Below are 17,370 nucleotides of genomic sequence, written 5' to 3' on the forward strand. Positions count from 1 at the left end.
TGAAAAATGGCAAAAGAGAAATTTGAGCGGACCAAGCCGCACGTCAACGTCGGCACGATCGGTCACGTTGACCACGGCAAGACCACCCTGACCGCGGCCATCACCACCGTGCTGGCGGCCAAGTTCGGTGGCGCCGCCAAGGCCTACGACCAGATCGACGCAGCGCCTGAAGAAAAGGCCCGCGGCATCACCATCAACACCGCCCACGTGGAATACGAAACGGCCAACCGCCATTACGCCCACGTTGACTGCCCCGGCCACGCCGACTACGTCAAGAACATGATCACCGGTGCCGCCCAGATGGATGGCGCCGTGCTGGTGTGCTCCGCCGCTGACGGCCCGATGCCCCAGACCCGCGAGCACATCCTGCTGGCCCGCCAGGTGGGCGTGCCTTACATCATCGTGTTCCTGAACAAGTGCGACATGGTCGACGACGCCGAACTGCTCGAACTCGTCGAAATGGAAGTGCGCGAGCTCCTGGATAAGTACGACTTCCCCGGCGACGCCACCCCCATCATCCACGGCTCGGCCAAGCTCGCCCTCGAAGGCGACAAGGGCCCCCTGGGTGAAGAAGCCATCATGAAGCTGGCCGACGCCCTGGACACCTACATTCCCACGCCCGAGCGCGCTGTGGACGGTGCCTTCCTGATGCCCGTGGAAGATGTGTTCTCCATCTCCGGCCGCGGCACCGTCGTGACCGGTCGTATCGAGCGCGGCATCGTCAAGGTCGGCGAAGAAATCGAAATTGTCGGTATCAGCGACACCCAGAAGACCACCTGCACCGGCGTGGAAATGTTCCGCAAGCTGCTGGACCAGGGTCAGGCTGGCGACAACGTCGGTATCCTGCTGCGCGGCACCAAGCGCGAAGACGTGCAGCGCGGCCAGGTGCTGTGCAAGCCCGGCTCCATCAAGCCCCACACCCACTTCACGGGTGAGGTGTACGTGCTGTCCAAGGATGAAGGTGGCCGTCACACGCCGTTCTTCAACAACTACCGTCCGCAGTTCTACTTCCGCACCACCGACGTGACCGGCTCGATCGAGCTGCCCGAAGGCAAGGAAATGGTCATGCCAGGCGACAACGTGTCGATCACGGTCAAGCTGATTGCCCCGATCGCCATGGAAGAAGGTCTGCGCTTCGCCATCCGCGAAGGTGGCCGTACCGTCGGCGCCGGTGTGGTTGCCAAGATCATCGCGTAAGGAGCATCCACATGTCTTCCAAGCAAAAGATCCGCATCCGCCTGAAAGCGTTTGACTACAAACTGATCGATACCTCAGCTGCGGAGATCGTCGACACCGCCAAGCGCACCGGCGCCATCGTCAAGGGCCCTGTGCCCCTGCCGACGCGCATGAAGCGTTTTGACATCCTGCGTTCGCCGCACGTCAACAAGACGTCGCGCGATCAGCTCGAAATCCGCACCCACCAGCGCCTGATGGACATCGTGGACCCGACCGACAAAACGGTTGACGCCCTGATGAAGCTCGACCTGCCGGCCGGCGTGGACGTCGAAATCAAGCTGCAGTAATGCACGCATGGCAAGCTTGGCGAGAGCTAGGCTTGCGCAATTTCAGCCTGCTGGTTATACTCGTAGGCTTTTCAGGCCTTTGGTCTGAGAGATGATCGTTTTTTCGGTGCTGCCCGGTGGGTCCGGAGCGCCTTAACAATGTGCCGCAGCGCTGCCTCAGGGTGGAGGCGGGCACAACATCAGCCCCGGCCAATTGAAGTCGGGAACGGAGAAAACAATGAGTCTTAGCAACTCCCTCGGGTTGTTGGGTCGCAAGGTGGGCATGATGCGCCTGTTCACCGATGATGGGGACGCAGTTCCTGTCACGGTGGTCGACGTGTCCAACAACCGTGTGACACAAGTCAAAACCCAAGCCAACGATGGCTACGATGCGCTGCAGGTCACCTTTGGTGCCCGCCGTGCCTCCCGCGTCACCAAGCCCGAAGCGGGCCACCTGGCCAAGGCCGGTGTTGAAGCGGGTGAAATCATCCAGGAATTCCGCGTCGCCTCCGACGTTGCTGCCCAGTACCAGCCCGGTGCCGTGGTGGCTGCCAACGCGATCTTCGCGGCTGGCCAGAAGGTGGACGTGCAAGGCACCTCGATCGGTAAAGGCTTCGCCGGCACCATCAAGCGCCACAACTTCAAATCCCAGCGCGCGTCGCACGGCAACAGCCGTTCGCACAACGTGCCGGGATCGATCTCCATGGCACAAGACCCAGGTCGCGTGTTCCCCGGCAAGAAAATGACCGGACACATGGGCGATGACACCAAGACCATCCAGAACCTCGACATCTTCCGCGTTGACGAAGCCCGTCAGCTGCTGATGATCCGTGGCGCTGTGCCGGGCTCCAACGGCGGTTTCCTGACCGTTCGCCCCGCCATCAAAGCCAAAGTCAACAAGGGAGCTAACTGATGCAAGTTGAACTCCTGAATGACCAGGGTCAAGCGTCGTCCAATGTGGACGTGCCCGAGACCGTGTTTGGTCGTGACTACAACGAAGCGCTGATTCACCAGCTGGTCGTGGCCTATCAGGCCAATGCCCGCCAGGGTACGCGAGCACAGAAGGACCGTGAGCAGGTTCATCACTCGACGAAGAAGCCGTTCAAGCAAAAAGGCACGGGCCGCGCCCGCGCCGGTATGACCTCTTCGCCGCTGTGGCGTGGCGGTGGTCGCATCTTCCCGAACAGCCCCGACGAAAACTTCACCCAGAAGCTCAACAAGAAGATGTACCGCGCCGGCATGGCCTCCATCTTCTCGCAGCTGGTCCGTGAAGGCCGTCTGTCGGTGGTGGATTCCATGAAGGTGGACTCGCCCAAGACCAAACAGCTCGCCGACAAGTTCAAGGCCATGAACCTGAACCATGTTCTGGTGATCGCCGAGGAAGTGGACGAAAACCTGTACCTGGCTTCGCGCAACCTGCCCAACATCCTCGTTGTTGAGCCGCGTTACGCCGATCCGGTGTCGCTGGTGCACTACAAGAAGGTGATCGTCACCAAGGGCGCCATTGACCAGCTCAAGGAGATGTTCGCATGAGCGTCACGAAATACGACGAAGGCCGTCTGATGCAGGTGCTGGTTGCACCGATCGTGTCGGAAAAGGCCACACAAGCCGCCGAGCAATCCAACGCCGTGCTGTTCAAGGTGCTGCGGGATGCTTCCAAGCCTGAAATCAAAGCCGCTGTGGAATTGATGTTCAAGGTGGAAGTCAAGGGCGTGTCCGTGCTGAACCAAAAAGGCAAGTCCAAGCGCTTTGGCAAGTCCGTTGGTCGCCGCGACCACGTGCGCAAGGCCTACGTGACGCTGATGCCGGGTCAGGAACTGAACTTCGGCGGGGAGGCTGTTTAATCATGGCAGTTATCAAGATGAAACCTACCTCACCAGGCCGTCGCGGCATGGTGAAGGTCACGCGTGACCACCTCCACAAAGGTGAAGGTTATGCACCGCTGCTGGAACCACAATTCCAGAAGGCCGGTCGCAACAACAACGGTCACATCACGGTTCGCCACAAGGGCGGTGGTCACAAGCACCACTACCGCGTGGTCGACTTCCGTCGCAACAAGGACGGCATCCCGGCCAAGGTCGAACGCATCGAGTACGACCCCAACCGCACCGCCCACATTGCGCTGCTGTGCTACGCCGATGGCGAGCGCCGTTACATCATCGCTCCGCGCGGTGTTGAAGTTGGTGCCACGCTGTTGTCCGGTTCGGAGTCGCCGATCCGTGTCGGCAACACCCTGCCGATCCGCAACATCCCCGTCGGTTCGACCATCCACTGCATCGAACTGCAAGTCGGCAAAGGCGCGCAAATCGCCCGTTCCGCTGGTGCTTCGGCCGTGTTGCTGGCCCGCGAAGGCATTTACGCCCAGGTGCGCATGCGCTCGGGTGAAGTGCGCAAGATCCACGTCGATTGCCGCGCCACCATCGGTGAAGTGTCCAACCAGGAACACAGCCTGCGTCAGCTGGGCAAAGCCGGTGTGAAGCGTCACATGGGCATCCGTCCGACCGTTCGCGGTACCGCGATGAACCCGATCGACCACCCGCACGGTGGTGGTGAAGGCAAGACCGGCGAAGGCCGTGCTCCGGTGGATCCATGGGGCAACCTGACCAAAGGCTACCGTACGCGCAACAACCGCCGTACGCAGTCGATGATCGTGTCGCGTCGCAAGAAGTAAAGGGTTGACAACATGACTCGTTCACTCAAAAAAGGCCCTTTCATTGACCATCACCTGATGGCCAAAGTGGAAAAGGCCGTGTCCACCAAGGACAAAAAGCCCGTCAAGACCTGGTCGCGCCGCTCCATGATCCTGCCCGAGTTCATCGGCCTGACCATTGCTGTGCACAACGGCAAGCAGCACGTGCCCGTGTACATCACCGATCAGATGGTGGGTCACAAGCTCGGCGAGTTTTCGCTGACGCGCACGTTCAAAGGCCACCCGGCCGATAAAAAAGCGAAGAAGTAAGGACCAACCATGAATACAGAAACTCGCTCTGTCGTTCGCGGCGTGCGCCTGTCGATGGACAAGGGCCGCCTGGTTGCGGACCTGATTCGCGGCAAAAAGGTTGACCAAGCCCTGAACATCCTGGCGTTCACGCAAAAGAAGGCCGCTGGCATTGTCAAGAAAGCGCTCGAATCCGCGATCGCCAATGCTGAACACAACGACGGTGCCGACATCGATGAATTGAGGGTCAAGACCATCTACATCGAACAAGGCACCACGCTCAAGCGTTTTTCGGCCCGCGCCAAAGGCCGCGGCAACCGCATCAGCAAACCCACCTGTCACATCTATGTGACGGTTGGCAACTGAAGAGGTCACTGGAATATGGGACAGAAAATCAACCCCACCGGGTTCCGCCTCGCGATTTCACGCAACTGGGCCAGCCGCTGGTATGCAAGCAACCGCGACTTCGCCGGCATGCTGGCCGAAGACATCAAGGTGCGCGAGTACCTCAAGGGCAAGCTGAAGAACGCCGCGGTTTCCCGCGTCGTGATCGAGCGTCCTGCCAAGAACGCCCGTATCACCATTTACTCGGCACGTCCGGGCGTGGTGATCGGCAAGAAGGGTGAAGACATCGAGAAGCTGAAGAAAGAACTGGCCGCCAAGCTGGGCGTGCCGGTTGCGGTCAACATCGAAGAAGTGCGCAAGCCCGAAATCGATGCCAAGCTGATCGCCGACAGCATCACGCAGCAGCTCGAAAAGCGCATCATGTTCCGCCGCGCCATGAAGCGCGCCATGCAGAACGCCATGCGTCTGGGTGCCCTGGGCATCAAGATCATGTCGTCGGGTCGTCTCAACGGTATTGAAATCGCTCGCTGCGAGTGGTACCGCGAAGGCCGCGTGCCGCTTCACACCCTGCGCGCCGACATCGACTACGGCACGTCCGAAGCCAAGACCACCTACGGCATCATCGGTGTCAAGGTCTGGGTCTACAAGGGCGACACCCTGGGTCGCAACGATGCGCCTGTGGCCATTGAAGCACCCCGTTCTGAAGAAGATCGTCGTCCGCGTGGTCCGCGCCGCGAGCGTCCGGCTGGTCCTCCTGCCCGCGCTGCGGTTCGCCGCCCTGGCGCCAATGCCGCCCCGGCCGATGGCAGCGACAAGCCTGCCGAAGCCACGGGTGGTGACACCAAACCCGCCGTTAAGCGCGTTCGTAAAGACGCACCCGCATCTGCAGCTGCGGACGGCAAAGGAGAATAAACATGTTGCAACCCGCTCGTCGCAAGTACCGTAAAGAGCAAAAAGGCCGCAACACGGGCGTCGCCACCAGTGGCGCTACCGTGGCTTTTGGTGACTTCGGTCTCAAGTCCACCGACCGCGGCCGTCTGACGGCCCGTCAGATCGAAGCCGCACGCCGTGCGATTTCCCGTCACGTCAAGCGTGGCGGCCGCATCTGGATCCGCGTGTTCCCGGACAAGCCGATCTCCAACAAGCCGGCCGAAGTCCGTATGGGCAACGGCAAGGGTTCGGTTGAGTACTACGTGGCTGAAATCCAGCCCGGCAAGGTGCTTTACGAGATCGTCGGCGTGCCCGAACAGCTGGCGCGTGAAGCTTTCACGCTGGCTGCCGCCAAACTTCCTTTGCGCACCACATTCGTGACGCGCATGCTGGGTCAGTGATTCAGGAGAACATGAGATGAAAACTGCTGATCTGCGCAAAAAGGATGTGGCCGGCCTCGAAGCCGAAGTGAAATCGCTGCAAAAGGCCCACTTCGGTCTGCGCATGCAAAAAGCCACGCAACAACTCAACAACACCGGTACGCTGGGCGACACCCGCCGTGCCATTGCCCGCGCCAAGACCATCCTGGCCGAGCAACAGCGTGCAGCGGCTGCTGCCAAATAAGGAGCGAAACCATGACGGAAGCTAAAACATCCCTCAAGCGCACCTTGATTGGCAAGGTCGTCAGTGACAAGCGTGCCAAGACCGTGACGGTTCTGGTTGAGCGCCGTGTGAAGCACGAGCTCTACGACAAGATCGTTGCCAAGTCGAGCAAGTACCACGCGCACGACGAAGCCGGTGAATACAAGACGGGCGACGTGATCGAGATCACCGAAAGCCGTCCGCTGTCCAAGACCAAAAACTGGGTGGCCACCCGCCTGGTTCAAAAGGCCGCACTGGTGTAAGCCTGTTTTTGCGCCCTGCAGCGCAACTCGAAGAAGCGACCGACAATTCGGTCGCTTTTTTCATTTCTGGCGCCGCGTTTCTCGCGGATTGGCCAATCCGGCCCTGCGGGGCTTTATCCAGTACAACGAGGAGCCCCCATGATTCAGATCGGCGACAAGATTCCTGCAACCACCTTGATGGAATTCATCGAGGTTGCGGGAGAAGGCTGCAGCATTGGCCCCAACCCGGTGGACACGGCCAAGGCCAGCGCTGGCAAGACCATCGCTATTTTTGCCTTGCCCGGTGCGTTCACCCCTACTTGTTCGGCCAAACATGTGCCCGGCTATGTGGCTCAGTTCGATGCCCTCAAGGCCGCGGGCGTTGACGAAATCTGGTGCCTGAGCGTGAACGACGCGTTTGTGATGGGCGCCTGGGCGCGCGACCAGAAAACCGGTGACAAGGTGCGCATGCTGGCCGATGGCAGTGCAGAATTTGCCAAGGCGACCGGCCTGACACTGGATCTGACGGCACGCGGCATGGGTTTGCGCAGCAACCGTTACTCCATGCTGGTGAAGGATGGCGTGGTCAAGGCGCTGAACATCGAAGGCCCGGGTCAGTTCGAGGTGAGCGACGCCGAAACCTTGTTGGCACAGGTCAAAGCCGGTCTCTGAGATCGACGGCACGGATCAAGGGCAGGCCACCAGCGGGAGGTCTGCCCTTTCCTTTTCCCCAACCACGGATCATTCACACCAGGCTAGAGCACAGCCTTGAGGTAATGGGCTCCGGCCAACGGGTTGTGGTAATAGGGGGGCACCTCGACAAAACCCGCTTCCTGGTACATGGCCCGTGCCGTCTCCATGTCGCTCAGCGTGTCCAGCAACATGGTGGTGTAGCCCGCGAGTTGGGCCAGGGTCATGATGCGCTCGACCAGTTGGCGGCCCAGGCCAAAGCCACGGAACGCACGCCGGACAAACAGGCGTTTCATTTCGCAGGCGTTGAGGTGGTCGCTGCTGATCAACGGCCGAAAGGCGCAGCAGCCGGCGGGTGCACCGTCGACACAGGCCAGCAACAAACCGCCACCAGGCGCCGCGTAATCACCGGGCAGGGTCGCCAGTTCGTCGGCAAAGCCCTGGAAGCACAGGTCCACACCCAGATCGGCCTGGTACTCCAGAAAGAGCGCACGAATGGTGGCCACATCTTCGCCAGAGTGAACCAGGCGCAGGGTGACTTCGGCAGGGGACTCGTTCATGGATTCAAGGTGCTCGGGCGATTCCGGGTCACGACTATACGACAAGCTGCTTTTCGCAGCCGACAGTCAAAACCCCGACGTGACACCCAGACCCACCAGCCGATACACCGCCAGCGCGCACAGGCACAACACGCCCAGCGCCAGCAGGCGCGACTGCGTTGAATCGCGGGCACTCGGCACGGCGGTGGGCACGTGCTTGTCGCCCACGATCATCGGGCGCACCAGCACTTCTTTTTTGGCGATCCTGTAGAAAACAATGGCCAGCAGGTGCAGCGCCACGAGGCCAATCAGGATGAATTTGCCAATGTTCTTGTGGTAACTGGTGGCCAGGCCGACCGCCTCGCCGGAGACCAGGCTCACGAGCGGACCAGTGAACGCGATCTCATCGTCGCTGAAAAGACCGCTTCCCACCTGCAACAGCAAGATGATCAGCAGGCCAAAAACGGAGAACGCCCCCAGCGGGTTGTGGCCGACGCGGTGTTCCGGGCGCGCATGGCCCCTGAGGTAGTTCAGCACCGTGGTGGGTCCATAGAGGAAGCTGGAGAAACGGGACCAGTGCCCACCCACAAAGCCCCAGACCAGACGGAACAGCAACAGGGTCAAAACGGTGTAGCCCAGACGCAGATGCCAGTTCATCCAGTTGCCGCCCACGTTGGCGGTGACGATCTGGCCGATGACGCAGACCACCAAGGCCCAGTGGAACAGGCGGGTGGGCAGATCCCAGACACGGACGGTGTGCATGAAAAGACCTCCAGCGATGACAAGTGGATTATGGACAAGAACAGATGGTTAGCGGTTCCTGCGGAACTTAGGCACCCGACGTAGACTCAGCGCGTTGTAGCACGCAAGAGCTACAACAACACCTCCAATCCACTTGCACAGGAGTCCCCATGAAAATGCTTGCCTCATTTGCACTCGCTGTCGCTGCGATCGGCTTGTCCGCTCCCGCTGCGGCGCAGTTCCAGAAGCCCGAAGATGCGGTGAAGTACCGCAAGGCCGCTTTCACTGTGATGGGTGCCCATTTCGGGCGCATTGGTGCCATGGCCAATGGCAAGGTGCCCTTCGATGCCAAGGTGGCGGCGGACAACGCGGTCATTGTGGAAACCATGAGCAAGCTGCCCTATGCGGGCTTCGTCCCGGGCACTGATAAAGGCGACACGCGCGCGTTGCCCGCGATCTGGACCGAGCAGGTCAAGTTCAACGCGGCGGCTGAAAAAATGCAGGGCGAAGTGTCGAAGCTCGCTGCGGCCGCGAAGACGGGGAATCTGGACGCGGTGAAGACGGCGTTTGGTGCGGCGGGGCAGTCGTGCAAGGCTTGTCACGACGACTTCCGAAAGGACTGACGCGCGGAATATCCCGTTTGAAGAGCGGATGACGGCGTCAATGAACAAAAAAAGCCGGCGTATTCAACGCCGGCTTTTTCATGCGAGAACCTGTGAGGCCAGGCCTCAACCCTTGGCAAGCAACTCTTCGATCAGGTTGTGCAGCGCCGCCATGTCGGGTTCGCCGACGAAGCGTTTGACGATGTTGCCTTGTTTGTCCAGCAGGTAGGTGGTGGGGGTGAGTTTCACATCGCCCCAGGACTTTGCCAGTTCCCCGGTGTTGTCGAGCGCGACCTTGAAGGGCAATTGCCGGGTTTTGGCGAAATTGAGCACGTAAGCGGGCGGGTCGTAGCTCATGGCCACGGCCACGGTGTCGTAGCCCCGGTCCTTGTATTTGTTGTAGGTCGCGGTCAGGGCCGGCATTTCCTTGACACACGAAACGCAGGTCGTGGCCCAGAAGTTCACCAGTGTCACCTTGCCCTTGAGATCGGCGGTGGTGGACTGGCTTCCGTCGATCAGCACAAAGGTGGAGGCGGGCGCGGCGTCGCTGGTGCTGCAACCACTCAACGCGATGAGGGTGCCAACGGCTGCCACAGCGAACAGCGTCGCCATCGAGCGGCGGCGGGTGGGCAGAACGGGCAGGGTGGAACGGGATGGCATGGGGTGCGGGTCGCTCAATGGGGTGGCGCGGATGGCGGCCGGAATATCTGCAGGAGTGGACCTGTTTCCTGGACCAGAGTTCAATGAAATCGCTGAAAGTTTAACGGGCCGGGGCCTCAGGCGGTGTTTGTCGTTTTCAACCGCTTGCGCGCATCCAGAAGCCGGGCATCAAGGTAGTCCCCGTAAAAATCCGGCACCGCCACCCCCACCAGGCGTTCCGCCAGCTCTTGTCCCTTGGGTCCGAAAAAGAGCACTGTCGGTGCGAAACGCGCTTTCCACAGCCGAGCCTGTTCGGCCGGGGTGGTGTTTTCACCCATGAAGCCTTGCAGGTTGCTGCTGCGGTCTCGGATGTCGATCTGCACCGCCTGCACCTTGCCCTCGCGACGCAGGGGCAGCAGATAGCTGTTGCGGACCAGGTCGCAAAAAGGGCAGCCGCTCAGCGTGGTCATGACCACCAGGGGTTCCCCGAGCGCCGCGGCAGCCTGCGCCGCGCCGCGCAAGGACGCCGGACTGGGCAAAGCGCTGGAACGGTTGACTGGGGCGGGAACGGCTTCGGGCTTGGTGGCGGTGGTGCTCATGGCAGAAGGGGCAGGGGCTCGGAAGAGGGGGCGTGCGGGTCAACGTCAGACGATACCGCGCGCGCGGAGTTCCGACAAGCGTTCGGGTGCGAGCGCCAGCCAGTCACCCAGGACCTCAGCGGTGTGTTCGCCCAGCAGCGGCGGCGGCAGGTCGCTGCGCACCGGTGTGGCGCTGAGCTTGAGCGGACTGGCGACCAGGTCCACCGCGTCGGCCAGCGGGTGTTGCCAAGTCTGCACCATGCCGCGCTGTTGCACCTGCGGATCGGCAAACACCTCGGCCAGGTTGTTGATCGGGCCACCGGGCACCTTGGCGGCTTCGAGCGCGGTCAGCCAGTCGGTCTTGCCGCGGGTCTTCATGATGGCTTCGAGCAGCGGTACCAGCACGGCGCGGTGGCGCACGCGGTTCTGGTTGCGGGCGAAGCGCTCGTCGGCGGCCAGTTCGGGCCGGCCGGCCACCTCGCAGAACTTGGCGAACTGGCTGTCGTTGCCCACCGCCAGGATGATGTGCTGCGGCTGGCCCTGCGCGTCGGGGGCGACTTCGAACACCTGGTAGGGCACGATGTTCACGTGCGCGTTGCCGGCGCGGCCGGGCACCTTGCCTTCCTCGCGGCCGCGCACCAGGTAGTTGGCGCCCAGGTTGGCGAGCATGGCGACCTGGGTGTCGAGCAGGGCCATGTCGATGTGCTGGCCCTCGCCGGTGCGTTCGGCGTGGCGCAGCGCGGCCTGGATGGCGACCGTGGCGTACAGGCCGGTGAAGAGGTCGGCCACCGCCACGCCCACTTTTTGCGGCCCGCCGCCGGGCAGATCGTCGCGCTCGCCGGTCACGCTCATGAGACCGCCCATGCCCTGGATCGCGTAGTCGTAGCCCGCGCGGTCCTTGTACGGCCCCGTCTGGCCGAAGCCGGTGATCGAGCAGTAGACCAGCTTCGGGTTGATGGCGTGCAGGGAAGCGAAGTCCAGACCGTAGCGCGCCATGTCGCCGACCTTGTAGTTCTCCACGAACACGTCGGCCTTGGCGGCGAGTTCGCGGATCAGCGCCTGGCCTTCGGGCTGGGCGATGTCGCAGGTGATGGAGCGTTTGTTGCGGTTGGCGCCCAGGTAGTAGGCGGCCTCGGCGGTGTCGGTGCCGTCGCGGCCCTTGAGGAAGGGCGGACCCCAGCCGCGTGTGTCGTCACCACCGGGGTGGCTGGGGCCGGGCGGGCGCTCCACCTTCACCACGTCGGCGCCCAGATCGGCGAGCGTCTGCGTGCACCAGGGCCCGGCGAGCACGCGGGACAAATCGAGTATGCGGATACCATCCAGAGCGTTCATTGGGCCATTGTGCCCGCCGCGGCGGCGCCACGCTGTCGCGCATTTCGGAGACACCTTTGCCGCATTCTTCTCGCGCCGCTGGCCTGGCGGCGCTGCTGGCCGTGAGCGCCTGCAGTCCCACTTTCAACTGGCGCGAACTGCGTCTGGACGGCACACCCCTGCAGGCGCTGTTGCCCTGCAAGCCCGAAAGCGCCACGCGAGCGGTGCCGCTGGCCGTCACGCCGACCGAACTGCACATGCACAGCTGCGAAGCCGGGGGGCTGCGCTTCGCTGTGGCCTGGGCCGATGTGGGGGATGTGGTCCAGGTGCCGGTCGCGCTCGCAGCCTGGCGCAGCGCCAGCCTGCAGGCCATCCGCGTGGTGCCCCCGCCAGTCGATGACCCGTCCACCCAATGGGGCGTGACCGTGGCCGGTGCACCCGCCGCGCAAGGCGTCAGCGCGCAAGGGCAGGACCCGCAGGGCCAGCCGGTGCAGACGCGCGCGGCCTACTTCGCTCAGGGCACGCAGGTCTACCAGGCCGCGGTCTACGGCGCGAAATTGTCGGACGAGGCGGTGGACGGATTCTTTGCTGGTCTGCGGCTGTCGGGCCCATGAGCGCCGCGCCGGGTCGTTCCAAAGCCAGCACACCGGTGCCCGAAAACGAATGGCTGGCACCGCGCACGGCGGCGTGGGTCTTCATGGCCTTTGCGCTGGCCTATTTCCTGTCGGCGCTGGTGCGTGCCGTCACGGCCACACTCTCTCCTGTCCTCAGTGCCGAACTCGCGCTGCAGGCGAGTGACCTGGGCCTGCTGGCCGGCGGCTACTTCTTTGGTTTCGCGCTGACGCAGATGCCGCTGGGCACCTTGCTGGACCGGTATGGTCCGCGCCGCGTCATCCTGGCGTTCCTGTGTGTGGCGGTGCTCGGTTGTGCCGCCTTCGCCATGGCCACCAGCTTCGCCGGGCTGCTCGCCGCGCGGGTACTGACCGGCATGGGTGTGAGCGCCTGCCTGATGGCGCCACTCACCGGTTACCGGCGCTGGCTGAGTCCGGCCACGCAGATGCGCGCCAATTCCTGGATGCTCATGACCGGCTCCTTCGGCATGGTCGCGTCGACCTTACCCGTGCAGTGGCTCATGCCGCTGCTGGGCTGGCGGGGTTTGTTCTGGTTGCTCGCCGGGCTGGTGGTGGTGTCCATGCTGGGTATCGCCGCGCTCGTACCGGCCTGGCGTCACCACGGGAGCGCCGGTGCGCCCGCTGCGGGCAGGGCCGTTGGCTATGGCGAGATCTGGCGCCACCCTTATTTCCGCCAGATGGTGCCCATCGGATTTGTGAACTATGGTGGCATGGTGGCGGTGCAAACCCTCTGGGCCGGTCCCTGGCTGGTCAAGGTGGCCGGCTACACGCCAGACCAGTCGGCACTGGGCCTTTTTGGCATCAACCTGTGCATGCTCGCGGCGTTCTGGCTGTGGGGTGTGATCAACCCCCACCTCGCCCACCGCGGCCTGTTGCCCGAACGCCTGATCGCGTGGGGCCTACCACTCAGCTTTGTGGCGCTGGGCGCCATCGTCGGGCTGGGCGCAGATGCTGGCTGGCCCCTGTGGGCCGCGTTTTGTGTGGGCAGCACTTTTGTGGCCTTGTCGCAGCCGGCGGTGGCGCAGGCGTTGCCGCCCCAGGCGGCTGGTCGGGCGCTCTCGGCCTTCAACCTGGTGATCTTTGCCGGGATCTTTGTGGTCCAGTGGTCCATCGGTCTGGTGGTGGACGCCTTTGGCGCGATGGGCTGGAGCACCGAAGCCAGCTTCCGCGGCGCAGTGGCTGTGTTCGGGCTGTGCTGTTTGTTGGCGTATGGGGGTTTTTTGCGCGGCTACCGGCGCCATGCGATCGCGTCGCGGGGCTAAACTGCACCCATGAACGGCATCCTCATCATCGCGCACGCCCCGCTGGCTTCGGCCTTGCGCCAGTGTGTGCTGCATGTGTTTCCCGACAGCGCGGAAGCGGTGTCGGCCTTGGATGTCCAGCCCAACGTACCCCCCGAAGAATCGCTGGCGCAGGCACGAGCGCTGTTGCGCCAGCTCGACAAGCCCAACACCCTGGTCGTGACCGACGTCTTTGGTGCCACACCCTGCAACGTGGCCCAGAAGCTGGTGGACGGTGTGCGCTCCAAGCTGATCGCCGGTGTCAACCTGCCCATGCTGCTGCGCACCGTGTCCTACCGCCACGAGTCGCTCGACGCCCTGATTTCGCGCGCCATGATCGGTGCCACGCAAGGGGTCATTCAAGTGGCCGTCACCGCACCTCAGAACCAGGCCCGAAGAGCCACCCATGATCAAGACCACCGTGACCATCAGCAATAAGCTCGGGCTGCACGCACGCGCCTCGGCCAAACTCACCAAAATCGCCGGCAGTCACAGCTGCGATGTTTGGATGTCGCGCGGCGAACGCCGCATCAACGCCAAGAGCATCATGGGCGTCATGATGCTGGCCGCCGGGCTCGGCAGCACGGTCGAAATCGAGACCAACGGGCCCGACGAGCAGCAGGCGATGGAGGCCATCGTCGCCCTGATCAACGACAAGTTCGGCGAGGGAGAGTGACGGCATGAGCTTCACTGTCCATGGCCTGGCGGTCTCCCGGGGCATTGCCATCGGGCGGGCTGTCATCGTGGCGTCGAGCCGCGTGGACGTGGCGCACTATTTTGTCAAGGTCGAACAGGTCGAGGCCGAGATCGAGCGTCTGCGCTCGGCGCGCAAGGCGGTGGTCGAAGAGATCGGCCGCGTGCAGCACAGCCTGGGTGAACTGGGGTCCAACGATGCCCACCCGGAACTCAGCGCCCTGCTCGATGTGCACCTCATGCTGCTGCAGGACGAGCAGCTCACCAACGGCGTCAAACACTGGATCGTGGACCGCCATTACAACGCCGAATGGGCGCTGACCACCCAGCTGGAGGTGATCGCTCGCCAGTTCGACGAAATGGAAGACCCCTACCTGCGCGAGCGCAAGGCCGATCTGGAGCAGGTGGTCGAGCGCATGCTGCGCTTCATGCGAGGTGTGGCCTCGCCCGTCGCGGCGCCACGGCCCGCTGCGGCAGACGGCAAGAGCGACACCCTGTTCGATCCCTCGGTCGAAGTGCCGCTGGTGCTGATCGCGCACGACCTCTCTCCGGCCGACATGCTGCAGTTCAAGCAGAGCGTGTTTGCGGGCTTCGTGACGGACGTGGGCGGCAAGACCAGCCACACCGCCATCGTTGCGCGCAGCATGGACATTCCGGCCGTGGTCGGTGCGCGCTCGGCCAGCCACCTGATCAACCAGGACGACTGGGTCATCATCGATGGCGATGCTGGGGTCGTGGTGGTCGACCCTTCGGCGATCCTGCTGGCCGAGTACGGCTTCAAGCAGCGCCAGGGTGAGGTCGAGCGCGAGCGCCTGTCGCGTCTGAAAAACACACCGGCCGTCACGCTCGATGGACAGAAGATCGAACTGCTGGCCAACATCGAGCAGCCCGATGACGCGATCGCAGCGCTCAAGGCGGGTGCCGTGGGTGTCGGCCTGTTCCGCACCGAGTTCCTGTTCATGGGGCGCAACGGCAAGCTGCCTGACGAGGAAGAGCAGTACCAGGCCTACCGCCGCGCGGTCGAAGGCATGCAGGGCCTGCCCGTCACCATCCGGACGGTGGACGTGGGCGCGGACAAACCCCTGGACCGAACACCCGTGCGCGCCGGCGAAGACCACCTGAATCCTGCGCTGGGCTTGCGCGCCATCCGCTGGAGTCTGGCCGAGCCGACCATGTTTCTGGCGCAGTTACGGGCCATCCTGCGCGCTGCGGCGCACGGCGCGATCAACCTGCTCATACCGATGCTGGCGCACGCCAGCGAGATCCGCCAGACGCTGGCATTGGTGGACCGCGCCCGCGAGCAGCTCGATACACGGGGCCAGGCCTATGGCCCGGTGCGCCTGGGCGCGATGATCGAAGTGCCCGCTGCGGCGCTCACCATTCCGCTGTTTCTGCGGTACTTCGACTTTCTGTCCATCGGCACCAACGACCTGATCCAGTACACGCTGGCCATCGACCGCGCCGACGAGGCCGTCTCCCACCTCTACGACCCGGTGCACCCGGCTGTGCTGCAACTGCTGGCCAGCACCATCGCGCAGTGCCAGGCCCAGGGCAAGGGCGTGAGCGTGTGCGGCGAAATGGCGGGCGACGTCGCCATGACGCGACTGCTGCTGGGCCTGGGTCTGCGCAGTTTTTCCATGCATCCGTCACAGATCCTGGCCGTCAAGCAGCAGATCCTGCGCAGCGACACCGTGCGCCTGCAGGCCTGGGCCCAGAGCGTGCTCGTGGCCGAGGATCCTGCGGCGTTGATGGCCGATTGATCGGATGGAGGGCGGCCTCGTGTTGTTGCGCATCCACCATGCCGCGATCATCTGCGCGGACTATGAACGGTCCCGGCGGTTTTACACCGAGGTGCTGGGGCTGCCGGTGATCAGTGAACATTTCCGCGAGACGCGCCAGAGCTGGAAGCTCGACCTGGCCCTGCCCGACGGTTCGCAGATCGAACTGTTTTCGTTCCTGGGCGCTCCACCCCGGCCCTCCTATCCGGAGGCGCAGGGTTTGCGTCACCTGGCCTTTGAAGTGCTTGACGTTGAGGCCACCAAGCGCATGCTGGAGGCGCAAGGCGTGGAAGTCGAGCCCGTGCGGGTGGATGAATACACGGGACGGCGGTTCGCCTTTTTCGCCGATCCCGACGGCTTGCCGCTGGAGCTGTACGAGGCAGCGCCGCCGAATCAGGTCGATTGATCCACGCTGTGGTGCGCGAGCCGGGGCGGAGCGTCTCAGCGGATCCGCGTCGCCATCACCGCGGCGCCGATGATCATCACCGCGGCCAGGACCACGGAAGCGCTCGGGGCCTCCCCGCGCACCCAGAGCAGCGTGAGGGTGGACAGCAGTGGCGTGAGAAAGCTCAACACGCCGATCTGCCGCGCATCCCCGCGCTTGAGCGCCGCGTCCCACAGGAAGAACGCGCCACCCAGCGGCCCCAGGCCGAGCAGCGCGATCAGGCCCCAGTCGCGCGCTGACAGCGCAGTGGTGGTTTCCAGCCAGGCGTGGCAGAGCAGCGAGAGCAGCCCCGAAACCAGCGCAAAGCTGCCAATGGCCGCAGTGGGGAATGCCCGCACCCGTTTTGTCAGCAGCGAATAGCTGGCCCAGATGAAGGCCGAGCCGAGCGCCGGGATGTAGCCCCAGGCCCAGACGGTTTCACCGCTGCCCCCGCGTCCGAGTATGGCCAGCGCCGCGCCGGCAAAGCCGATCAGCGCAGCCAGCACGTGGCGCGCGGTGAGCGACACGCCGGGTAGGAACAGCGGCGCCATCACCACGATGCCCAGCGGCCAGAGGTAGTTCACCAGATTGGCCTGCACCGGCGGTGCGTGGCGCAGCGCGATGAAGAACAGGAAGTGGTAGCCGAAAAGGCCATAGACCCCCAACACCAGCGTGGAGGGTGGGATGCGCCATTGGCGCCAGTCGAAGCGCGACAGCGGCAAGGCGATCACGCTGCCCACCAGCAGGGCCAGCCCGGTGAGCAGAAAGGGTGGCACTTGCGACAGCGACACCCCGAGTGCGGCCAGTGATGCCCACAGCGCCATGGCACCAAGGGCCAGCAGATGGGCCGTCATTCAGGCACCC

At 63.5% G+C, this 17,370-nt stretch carries 26 protein-coding genes; 20 read left to right on the top strand and 6 right to left on the bottom strand.

The annotated features are described in order from the left end of the window. Positions 1 to 6: 6 nt before the first annotated feature. The 13 genes from tuf (at position 7) to ACN5W5_RS22965 (ending at position 7,271) form a co-directional block, all read left to right on the top strand. Positions 7 to 1,197 (top strand): elongation factor Tu, encoded by a 1,191-nt coding sequence (gene tuf / locus ACN5W5_RS22905; protein ID WP_420050742.1) that lies wholly within the window; start codon positions 7 to 9, stop codon positions 1,195 to 1,197. Positions 1,198 to 1,208: 11 nt separating this feature from the next. After that, a complete protein-coding gene (gene rpsJ / locus ACN5W5_RS22910; protein ID WP_068174613.1) occupies positions 1,209 to 1,523 on the top strand; it encodes a 30S ribosomal protein S10 in 315 nt (104 codons plus the stop codon). Between the two features lie 217 nt (positions 1,524 to 1,740). Further along, complete coding sequence (rplC, locus tag ACN5W5_RS22915; protein WP_177137002.1) at positions 1,741 to 2,415, top strand: 50S ribosomal protein L3; 675 nt, start codon at positions 1,741 to 1,743, stop codon at positions 2,413 to 2,415. Then, positions 2,415 to 3,035: a 50S ribosomal protein L4 gene (rplD, locus tag ACN5W5_RS22920; RefSeq protein ID WP_420050743.1), complete on the top strand. Its 621-nt coding sequence runs from the start codon at positions 2,415 to 2,417 to the stop codon at positions 3,033 to 3,035. The genes rplC and rplD overlap by 1 nt, the downstream gene beginning before the upstream one ends. After that, entirely contained in the window at positions 3,032 to 3,346 is a 315-nt protein-coding gene (gene rplW, locus ACN5W5_RS22925; RefSeq protein WP_177137004.1) for a 50S ribosomal protein L23, read from the top strand. Before rplD ends, rplW begins: the two co-directional genes overlap by 4 nt. Positions 3,347 to 3,348: 2 nt before the next feature. Next, positions 3,349 to 4,173, top strand: coding sequence for a 50S ribosomal protein L2 (rplB, locus tag ACN5W5_RS22930; RefSeq protein WP_305360856.1), 825 nt, complete (start codon positions 3,349 to 3,351; stop codon positions 4,171 to 4,173). 12 nt (positions 4,174 to 4,185) lie between these two features. After that, a complete protein-coding gene (gene rpsS / locus ACN5W5_RS22935; protein ID WP_077334601.1) occupies positions 4,186 to 4,461 on the top strand; it encodes a 30S ribosomal protein S19 in 276 nt (91 codons plus the stop codon). A gap of 9 nt (positions 4,462 to 4,470) precedes the next feature. After that, positions 4,471 to 4,806, top strand: coding sequence for a 50S ribosomal protein L22 (rplV, locus tag ACN5W5_RS22940; RefSeq protein ID WP_177137006.1), 336 nt, complete (start codon positions 4,471 to 4,473; stop codon positions 4,804 to 4,806). A 15-nt stretch (positions 4,807 to 4,821) separates the two neighbouring features. Continuing rightward, positions 4,822 to 5,697, top strand: coding sequence for a 30S ribosomal protein S3 (rpsC, locus tag ACN5W5_RS22945; protein ID WP_226464578.1), 876 nt, complete (start codon positions 4,822 to 4,824; stop codon positions 5,695 to 5,697). A 2-nt stretch (positions 5,698 to 5,699) separates the two neighbouring features. Continuing rightward, positions 5,700 to 6,116: a 50S ribosomal protein L16 gene (gene rplP / locus ACN5W5_RS22950; RefSeq protein ID WP_300865739.1), complete on the top strand. Its 417-nt coding sequence runs from the start codon at positions 5,700 to 5,702 to the stop codon at positions 6,114 to 6,116. 16 nt (positions 6,117 to 6,132) lie between these two features. Next, entirely contained in the window at positions 6,133 to 6,339 is a 207-nt protein-coding gene (gene rpmC / locus ACN5W5_RS22955; RefSeq protein WP_177137009.1) for a 50S ribosomal protein L29, read from the top strand. 11 nt (positions 6,340 to 6,350) lie between these two features. Continuing rightward, positions 6,351 to 6,620 carry a 30S ribosomal protein S17 gene (gene rpsQ, locus ACN5W5_RS22960; RefSeq protein ID WP_177137010.1) on the top strand — a complete coding sequence of 90 codons (270 nt, stop codon included), beginning with the start codon at positions 6,351 to 6,353 and terminating at the stop codon, positions 6,618 to 6,620. A gap of 138 nt (positions 6,621 to 6,758) precedes the next feature. Beyond that, on the top strand, positions 6,759 to 7,271 hold the full coding sequence (locus tag ACN5W5_RS22965) for a peroxiredoxin (protein ID WP_177137011.1): 513 nt from the start codon (positions 6,759 to 6,761) through the stop codon (positions 7,269 to 7,271). Positions 7,272 to 7,354: 83 nt separating this feature from the next. Here the strand turns inward: ACN5W5_RS22965 and ACN5W5_RS22970 are convergent, their stop codons facing one another. Together ACN5W5_RS22970 and ACN5W5_RS22975 are read right to left on the bottom strand one after the other, a co-directional pair. After that, on the bottom strand, positions 7,355 to 7,849 hold the full coding sequence (locus tag ACN5W5_RS22970) for a GNAT family N-acetyltransferase (protein WP_177137012.1): 495 nt from the start codon (positions 7,847 to 7,849) through the stop codon (positions 7,355 to 7,357). A gap of 66 nt (positions 7,850 to 7,915) precedes the next feature. Then, positions 7,916 to 8,590 (bottom strand): cytochrome b/b6 domain-containing protein, encoded by a 675-nt coding sequence (locus tag ACN5W5_RS22975; RefSeq protein WP_420050744.1) that lies wholly within the window; start codon positions 8,588 to 8,590, stop codon positions 7,916 to 7,918. A 149-nt stretch (positions 8,591 to 8,739) separates the two neighbouring features. Between ACN5W5_RS22975 and ACN5W5_RS22980 the strand changes: the two genes are divergently transcribed. Beyond that, positions 8,740 to 9,192 (top strand): c-type cytochrome, encoded by a 453-nt coding sequence (locus ACN5W5_RS22980; protein ID WP_420050745.1) that lies wholly within the window; start codon positions 8,740 to 8,742, stop codon positions 9,190 to 9,192. 105 nt (positions 9,193 to 9,297) lie between these two features. Here the strand turns inward: ACN5W5_RS22980 and ACN5W5_RS22985 are convergent, their stop codons facing one another. The 3 genes from ACN5W5_RS22985 to ACN5W5_RS22995 form a co-directional block, all read right to left on the bottom strand. Further along, the gene (locus ACN5W5_RS22985) at positions 9,298 to 9,783 is read right to left on the bottom strand and encodes a TlpA disulfide reductase family protein (protein WP_420050818.1); all 486 of its coding nucleotides are present in this window, start codon (positions 9,781 to 9,783) and stop codon (positions 9,298 to 9,300) included. A gap of 164 nt (positions 9,784 to 9,947) precedes the next feature. Continuing rightward, a complete protein-coding gene (locus ACN5W5_RS22990) occupies positions 9,948 to 10,280 on the bottom strand; it encodes a hypothetical protein (RefSeq protein ID WP_420050746.1) in 333 nt (110 codons plus the stop codon). Between the two features lie 174 nt (positions 10,281 to 10,454). Continuing rightward, positions 10,455 to 11,720 carry a CaiB/BaiF CoA transferase family protein gene (locus tag ACN5W5_RS22995; RefSeq protein ID WP_420050747.1) on the bottom strand — a complete coding sequence of 422 codons (1,266 nt, stop codon included), beginning with the start codon at positions 11,718 to 11,720 and terminating at the stop codon, positions 10,455 to 10,457. 56 nt (positions 11,721 to 11,776) lie between these two features. Here ACN5W5_RS22995 and ACN5W5_RS23000 point away from each other — a divergent pair, with 56 nt between their 5' ends. From ACN5W5_RS23000 to ACN5W5_RS23025, 6 genes are read left to right on the top strand one after another with little or no spacing between them, the layout of a single operon-like run. Then, positions 11,777 to 12,313: a hypothetical protein gene (locus tag ACN5W5_RS23000; protein WP_420050748.1), complete on the top strand. Its 537-nt coding sequence runs from the start codon at positions 11,777 to 11,779 to the stop codon at positions 12,311 to 12,313. Continuing rightward, a complete protein-coding gene (locus tag ACN5W5_RS23005; RefSeq protein WP_420050749.1) occupies positions 12,310 to 13,593 on the top strand; it encodes an MFS transporter in 1,284 nt (427 codons plus the stop codon). The genes ACN5W5_RS23000 and ACN5W5_RS23005 overlap by 4 nt, the downstream gene beginning before the upstream one ends. 9 nt (positions 13,594 to 13,602) lie before the next feature. Beyond that, positions 13,603 to 14,049, top strand: coding sequence for a PTS sugar transporter subunit IIA (locus ACN5W5_RS23010; protein ID WP_177137019.1), 447 nt, complete (start codon positions 13,603 to 13,605; stop codon positions 14,047 to 14,049). Beyond that, positions 14,018 to 14,287, top strand: coding sequence for an HPr family phosphocarrier protein (locus ACN5W5_RS23015; RefSeq protein ID WP_420050750.1), 270 nt, complete (start codon positions 14,018 to 14,020; stop codon positions 14,285 to 14,287). Before ACN5W5_RS23010 ends, ACN5W5_RS23015 begins: the two co-directional genes overlap by 32 nt. A 4-nt stretch (positions 14,288 to 14,291) precedes the next feature. Continuing rightward, positions 14,292 to 16,064 carry a phosphoenolpyruvate--protein phosphotransferase gene (ptsP, locus tag ACN5W5_RS23020; protein WP_420050751.1) on the top strand — a complete coding sequence of 591 codons (1,773 nt, stop codon included), beginning with the start codon at positions 14,292 to 14,294 and terminating at the stop codon, positions 16,062 to 16,064. Positions 16,065 to 16,083: 19 nt separating this feature from the next. Continuing rightward, a complete protein-coding gene (locus tag ACN5W5_RS23025; RefSeq protein WP_420050752.1) occupies positions 16,084 to 16,488 on the top strand; it encodes a VOC family protein in 405 nt (134 codons plus the stop codon). Between the two features lie 35 nt (positions 16,489 to 16,523). On the opposite strand, the gene ACN5W5_RS23030 is transcribed toward ACN5W5_RS23025, so the two are convergent. After that, positions 16,524 to 17,360 carry a DMT family transporter gene (locus ACN5W5_RS23030; protein ID WP_420050753.1) on the bottom strand — a complete coding sequence of 279 codons (837 nt, stop codon included), beginning with the start codon at positions 17,358 to 17,360 and terminating at the stop codon, positions 16,524 to 16,526. Positions 17,361 to 17,370 lie beyond the last annotated feature (10 nt).

This window comes from Hydrogenophaga sp. ZJX-1 (assembly GCF_048590325.1).
Classification (GTDB): domain Bacteria; phylum Pseudomonadota; class Gammaproteobacteria; order Burkholderiales; family Burkholderiaceae_C; genus Hydrogenophaga.

Bases quoted from the DNA above. Each gene is read 5' to 3' on its own strand.
- rplD (WP_420050743.1), top strand. From the start codon at position 2,415: ATGCAAGTTGAACTCCTGAATGACCAGGGTCAAGCGTCGTCCAATGTG.
- rplC (WP_177137002.1), top strand. From the start codon at position 1,741: ATGAGTCTTAGCAACTCCCTCGGGTTGTTGGGTCGCAAGGTGGGCATG.
- ACN5W5_RS22985 (WP_420050818.1), bottom strand. From the start codon at position 9,783: ATGGCGACGCTGTTCGCTGTGGCAGCCGTTGGCACCCTCATCGCGTTG.
- rpsC (WP_226464578.1), top strand. From the start codon at position 4,822: ATGGGACAGAAAATCAACCCCACCGGGTTCCGCCTCGCGATTTCACGC.
- ACN5W5_RS23015 (WP_420050750.1), top strand. From the start codon at position 14,018: ATGATCAAGACCACCGTGACCATCAGCAATAAGCTCGGGCTGCACGCA.
- ACN5W5_RS23030 (WP_420050753.1), bottom strand. From the start codon at position 17,360: ATGACGGCCCATCTGCTGGCCCTTGGTGCCATGGCGCTGTGGGCATCA.
- ACN5W5_RS22965 (WP_177137011.1), top strand. From the start codon at position 6,759: ATGATTCAGATCGGCGACAAGATTCCTGCAACCACCTTGATGGAATTC.
- rplP (WP_300865739.1), top strand. From the start codon at position 5,700: ATGTTGCAACCCGCTCGTCGCAAGTACCGTAAAGAGCAAAAAGGCCGC.
- ACN5W5_RS22975 (WP_420050744.1), bottom strand. From the start codon at position 8,590: ATGCACACCGTCCGTGTCTGGGATCTGCCCACCCGCCTGTTCCACTGG.
- rpsS (WP_077334601.1), top strand. From the start codon at position 4,186: ATGACTCGTTCACTCAAAAAAGGCCCTTTCATTGACCATCACCTGATG.
- ACN5W5_RS22970 (WP_177137012.1), bottom strand. From the start codon at position 7,849: ATGAACGAGTCCCCTGCCGAAGTCACCCTGCGCCTGGTTCACTCTGGC.
- rplV (WP_177137006.1), top strand. From the start codon at position 4,471: ATGAATACAGAAACTCGCTCTGTCGTTCGCGGCGTGCGCCTGTCGATG.
- rpsQ (WP_177137010.1), top strand. From the start codon at position 6,351: ATGACGGAAGCTAAAACATCCCTCAAGCGCACCTTGATTGGCAAGGTC.
- rplW (WP_177137004.1), top strand. From the start codon at position 3,032: ATGAGCGTCACGAAATACGACGAAGGCCGTCTGATGCAGGTGCTGGTT.
- ACN5W5_RS22990 (WP_420050746.1), bottom strand. From the start codon at position 10,280: ATGACCACGCTGAGCGGCTGCCCTTTTTGCGACCTGGTCCGCAACAGC.
- ptsP (WP_420050751.1), top strand. From the start codon at position 14,292: ATGAGCTTCACTGTCCATGGCCTGGCGGTCTCCCGGGGCATTGCCATC.
- rpsJ (WP_068174613.1), top strand. From the start codon at position 1,209: ATGTCTTCCAAGCAAAAGATCCGCATCCGCCTGAAAGCGTTTGACTAC.
- ACN5W5_RS23010 (WP_177137019.1), top strand. From the start codon at position 13,603: ATGAACGGCATCCTCATCATCGCGCACGCCCCGCTGGCTTCGGCCTTG.
- tuf (WP_420050742.1), top strand. From the start codon at position 7: ATGGCAAAAGAGAAATTTGAGCGGACCAAGCCGCACGTCAACGTCGGC.
- ACN5W5_RS23005 (WP_420050749.1), top strand. From the start codon at position 12,310: ATGAGCGCCGCGCCGGGTCGTTCCAAAGCCAGCACACCGGTGCCCGAA.
- rplB (WP_305360856.1), top strand. From the start codon at position 3,349: ATGGCAGTTATCAAGATGAAACCTACCTCACCAGGCCGTCGCGGCATG.
- rpmC (WP_177137009.1), top strand. From the start codon at position 6,133: ATGAAAACTGCTGATCTGCGCAAAAAGGATGTGGCCGGCCTCGAAGCC.
- ACN5W5_RS22980 (WP_420050745.1), top strand. From the start codon at position 8,740: ATGAAAATGCTTGCCTCATTTGCACTCGCTGTCGCTGCGATCGGCTTG.
- ACN5W5_RS22995 (WP_420050747.1), bottom strand. From the start codon at position 11,720: ATGAACGCTCTGGATGGTATCCGCATACTCGATTTGTCCCGCGTGCTC.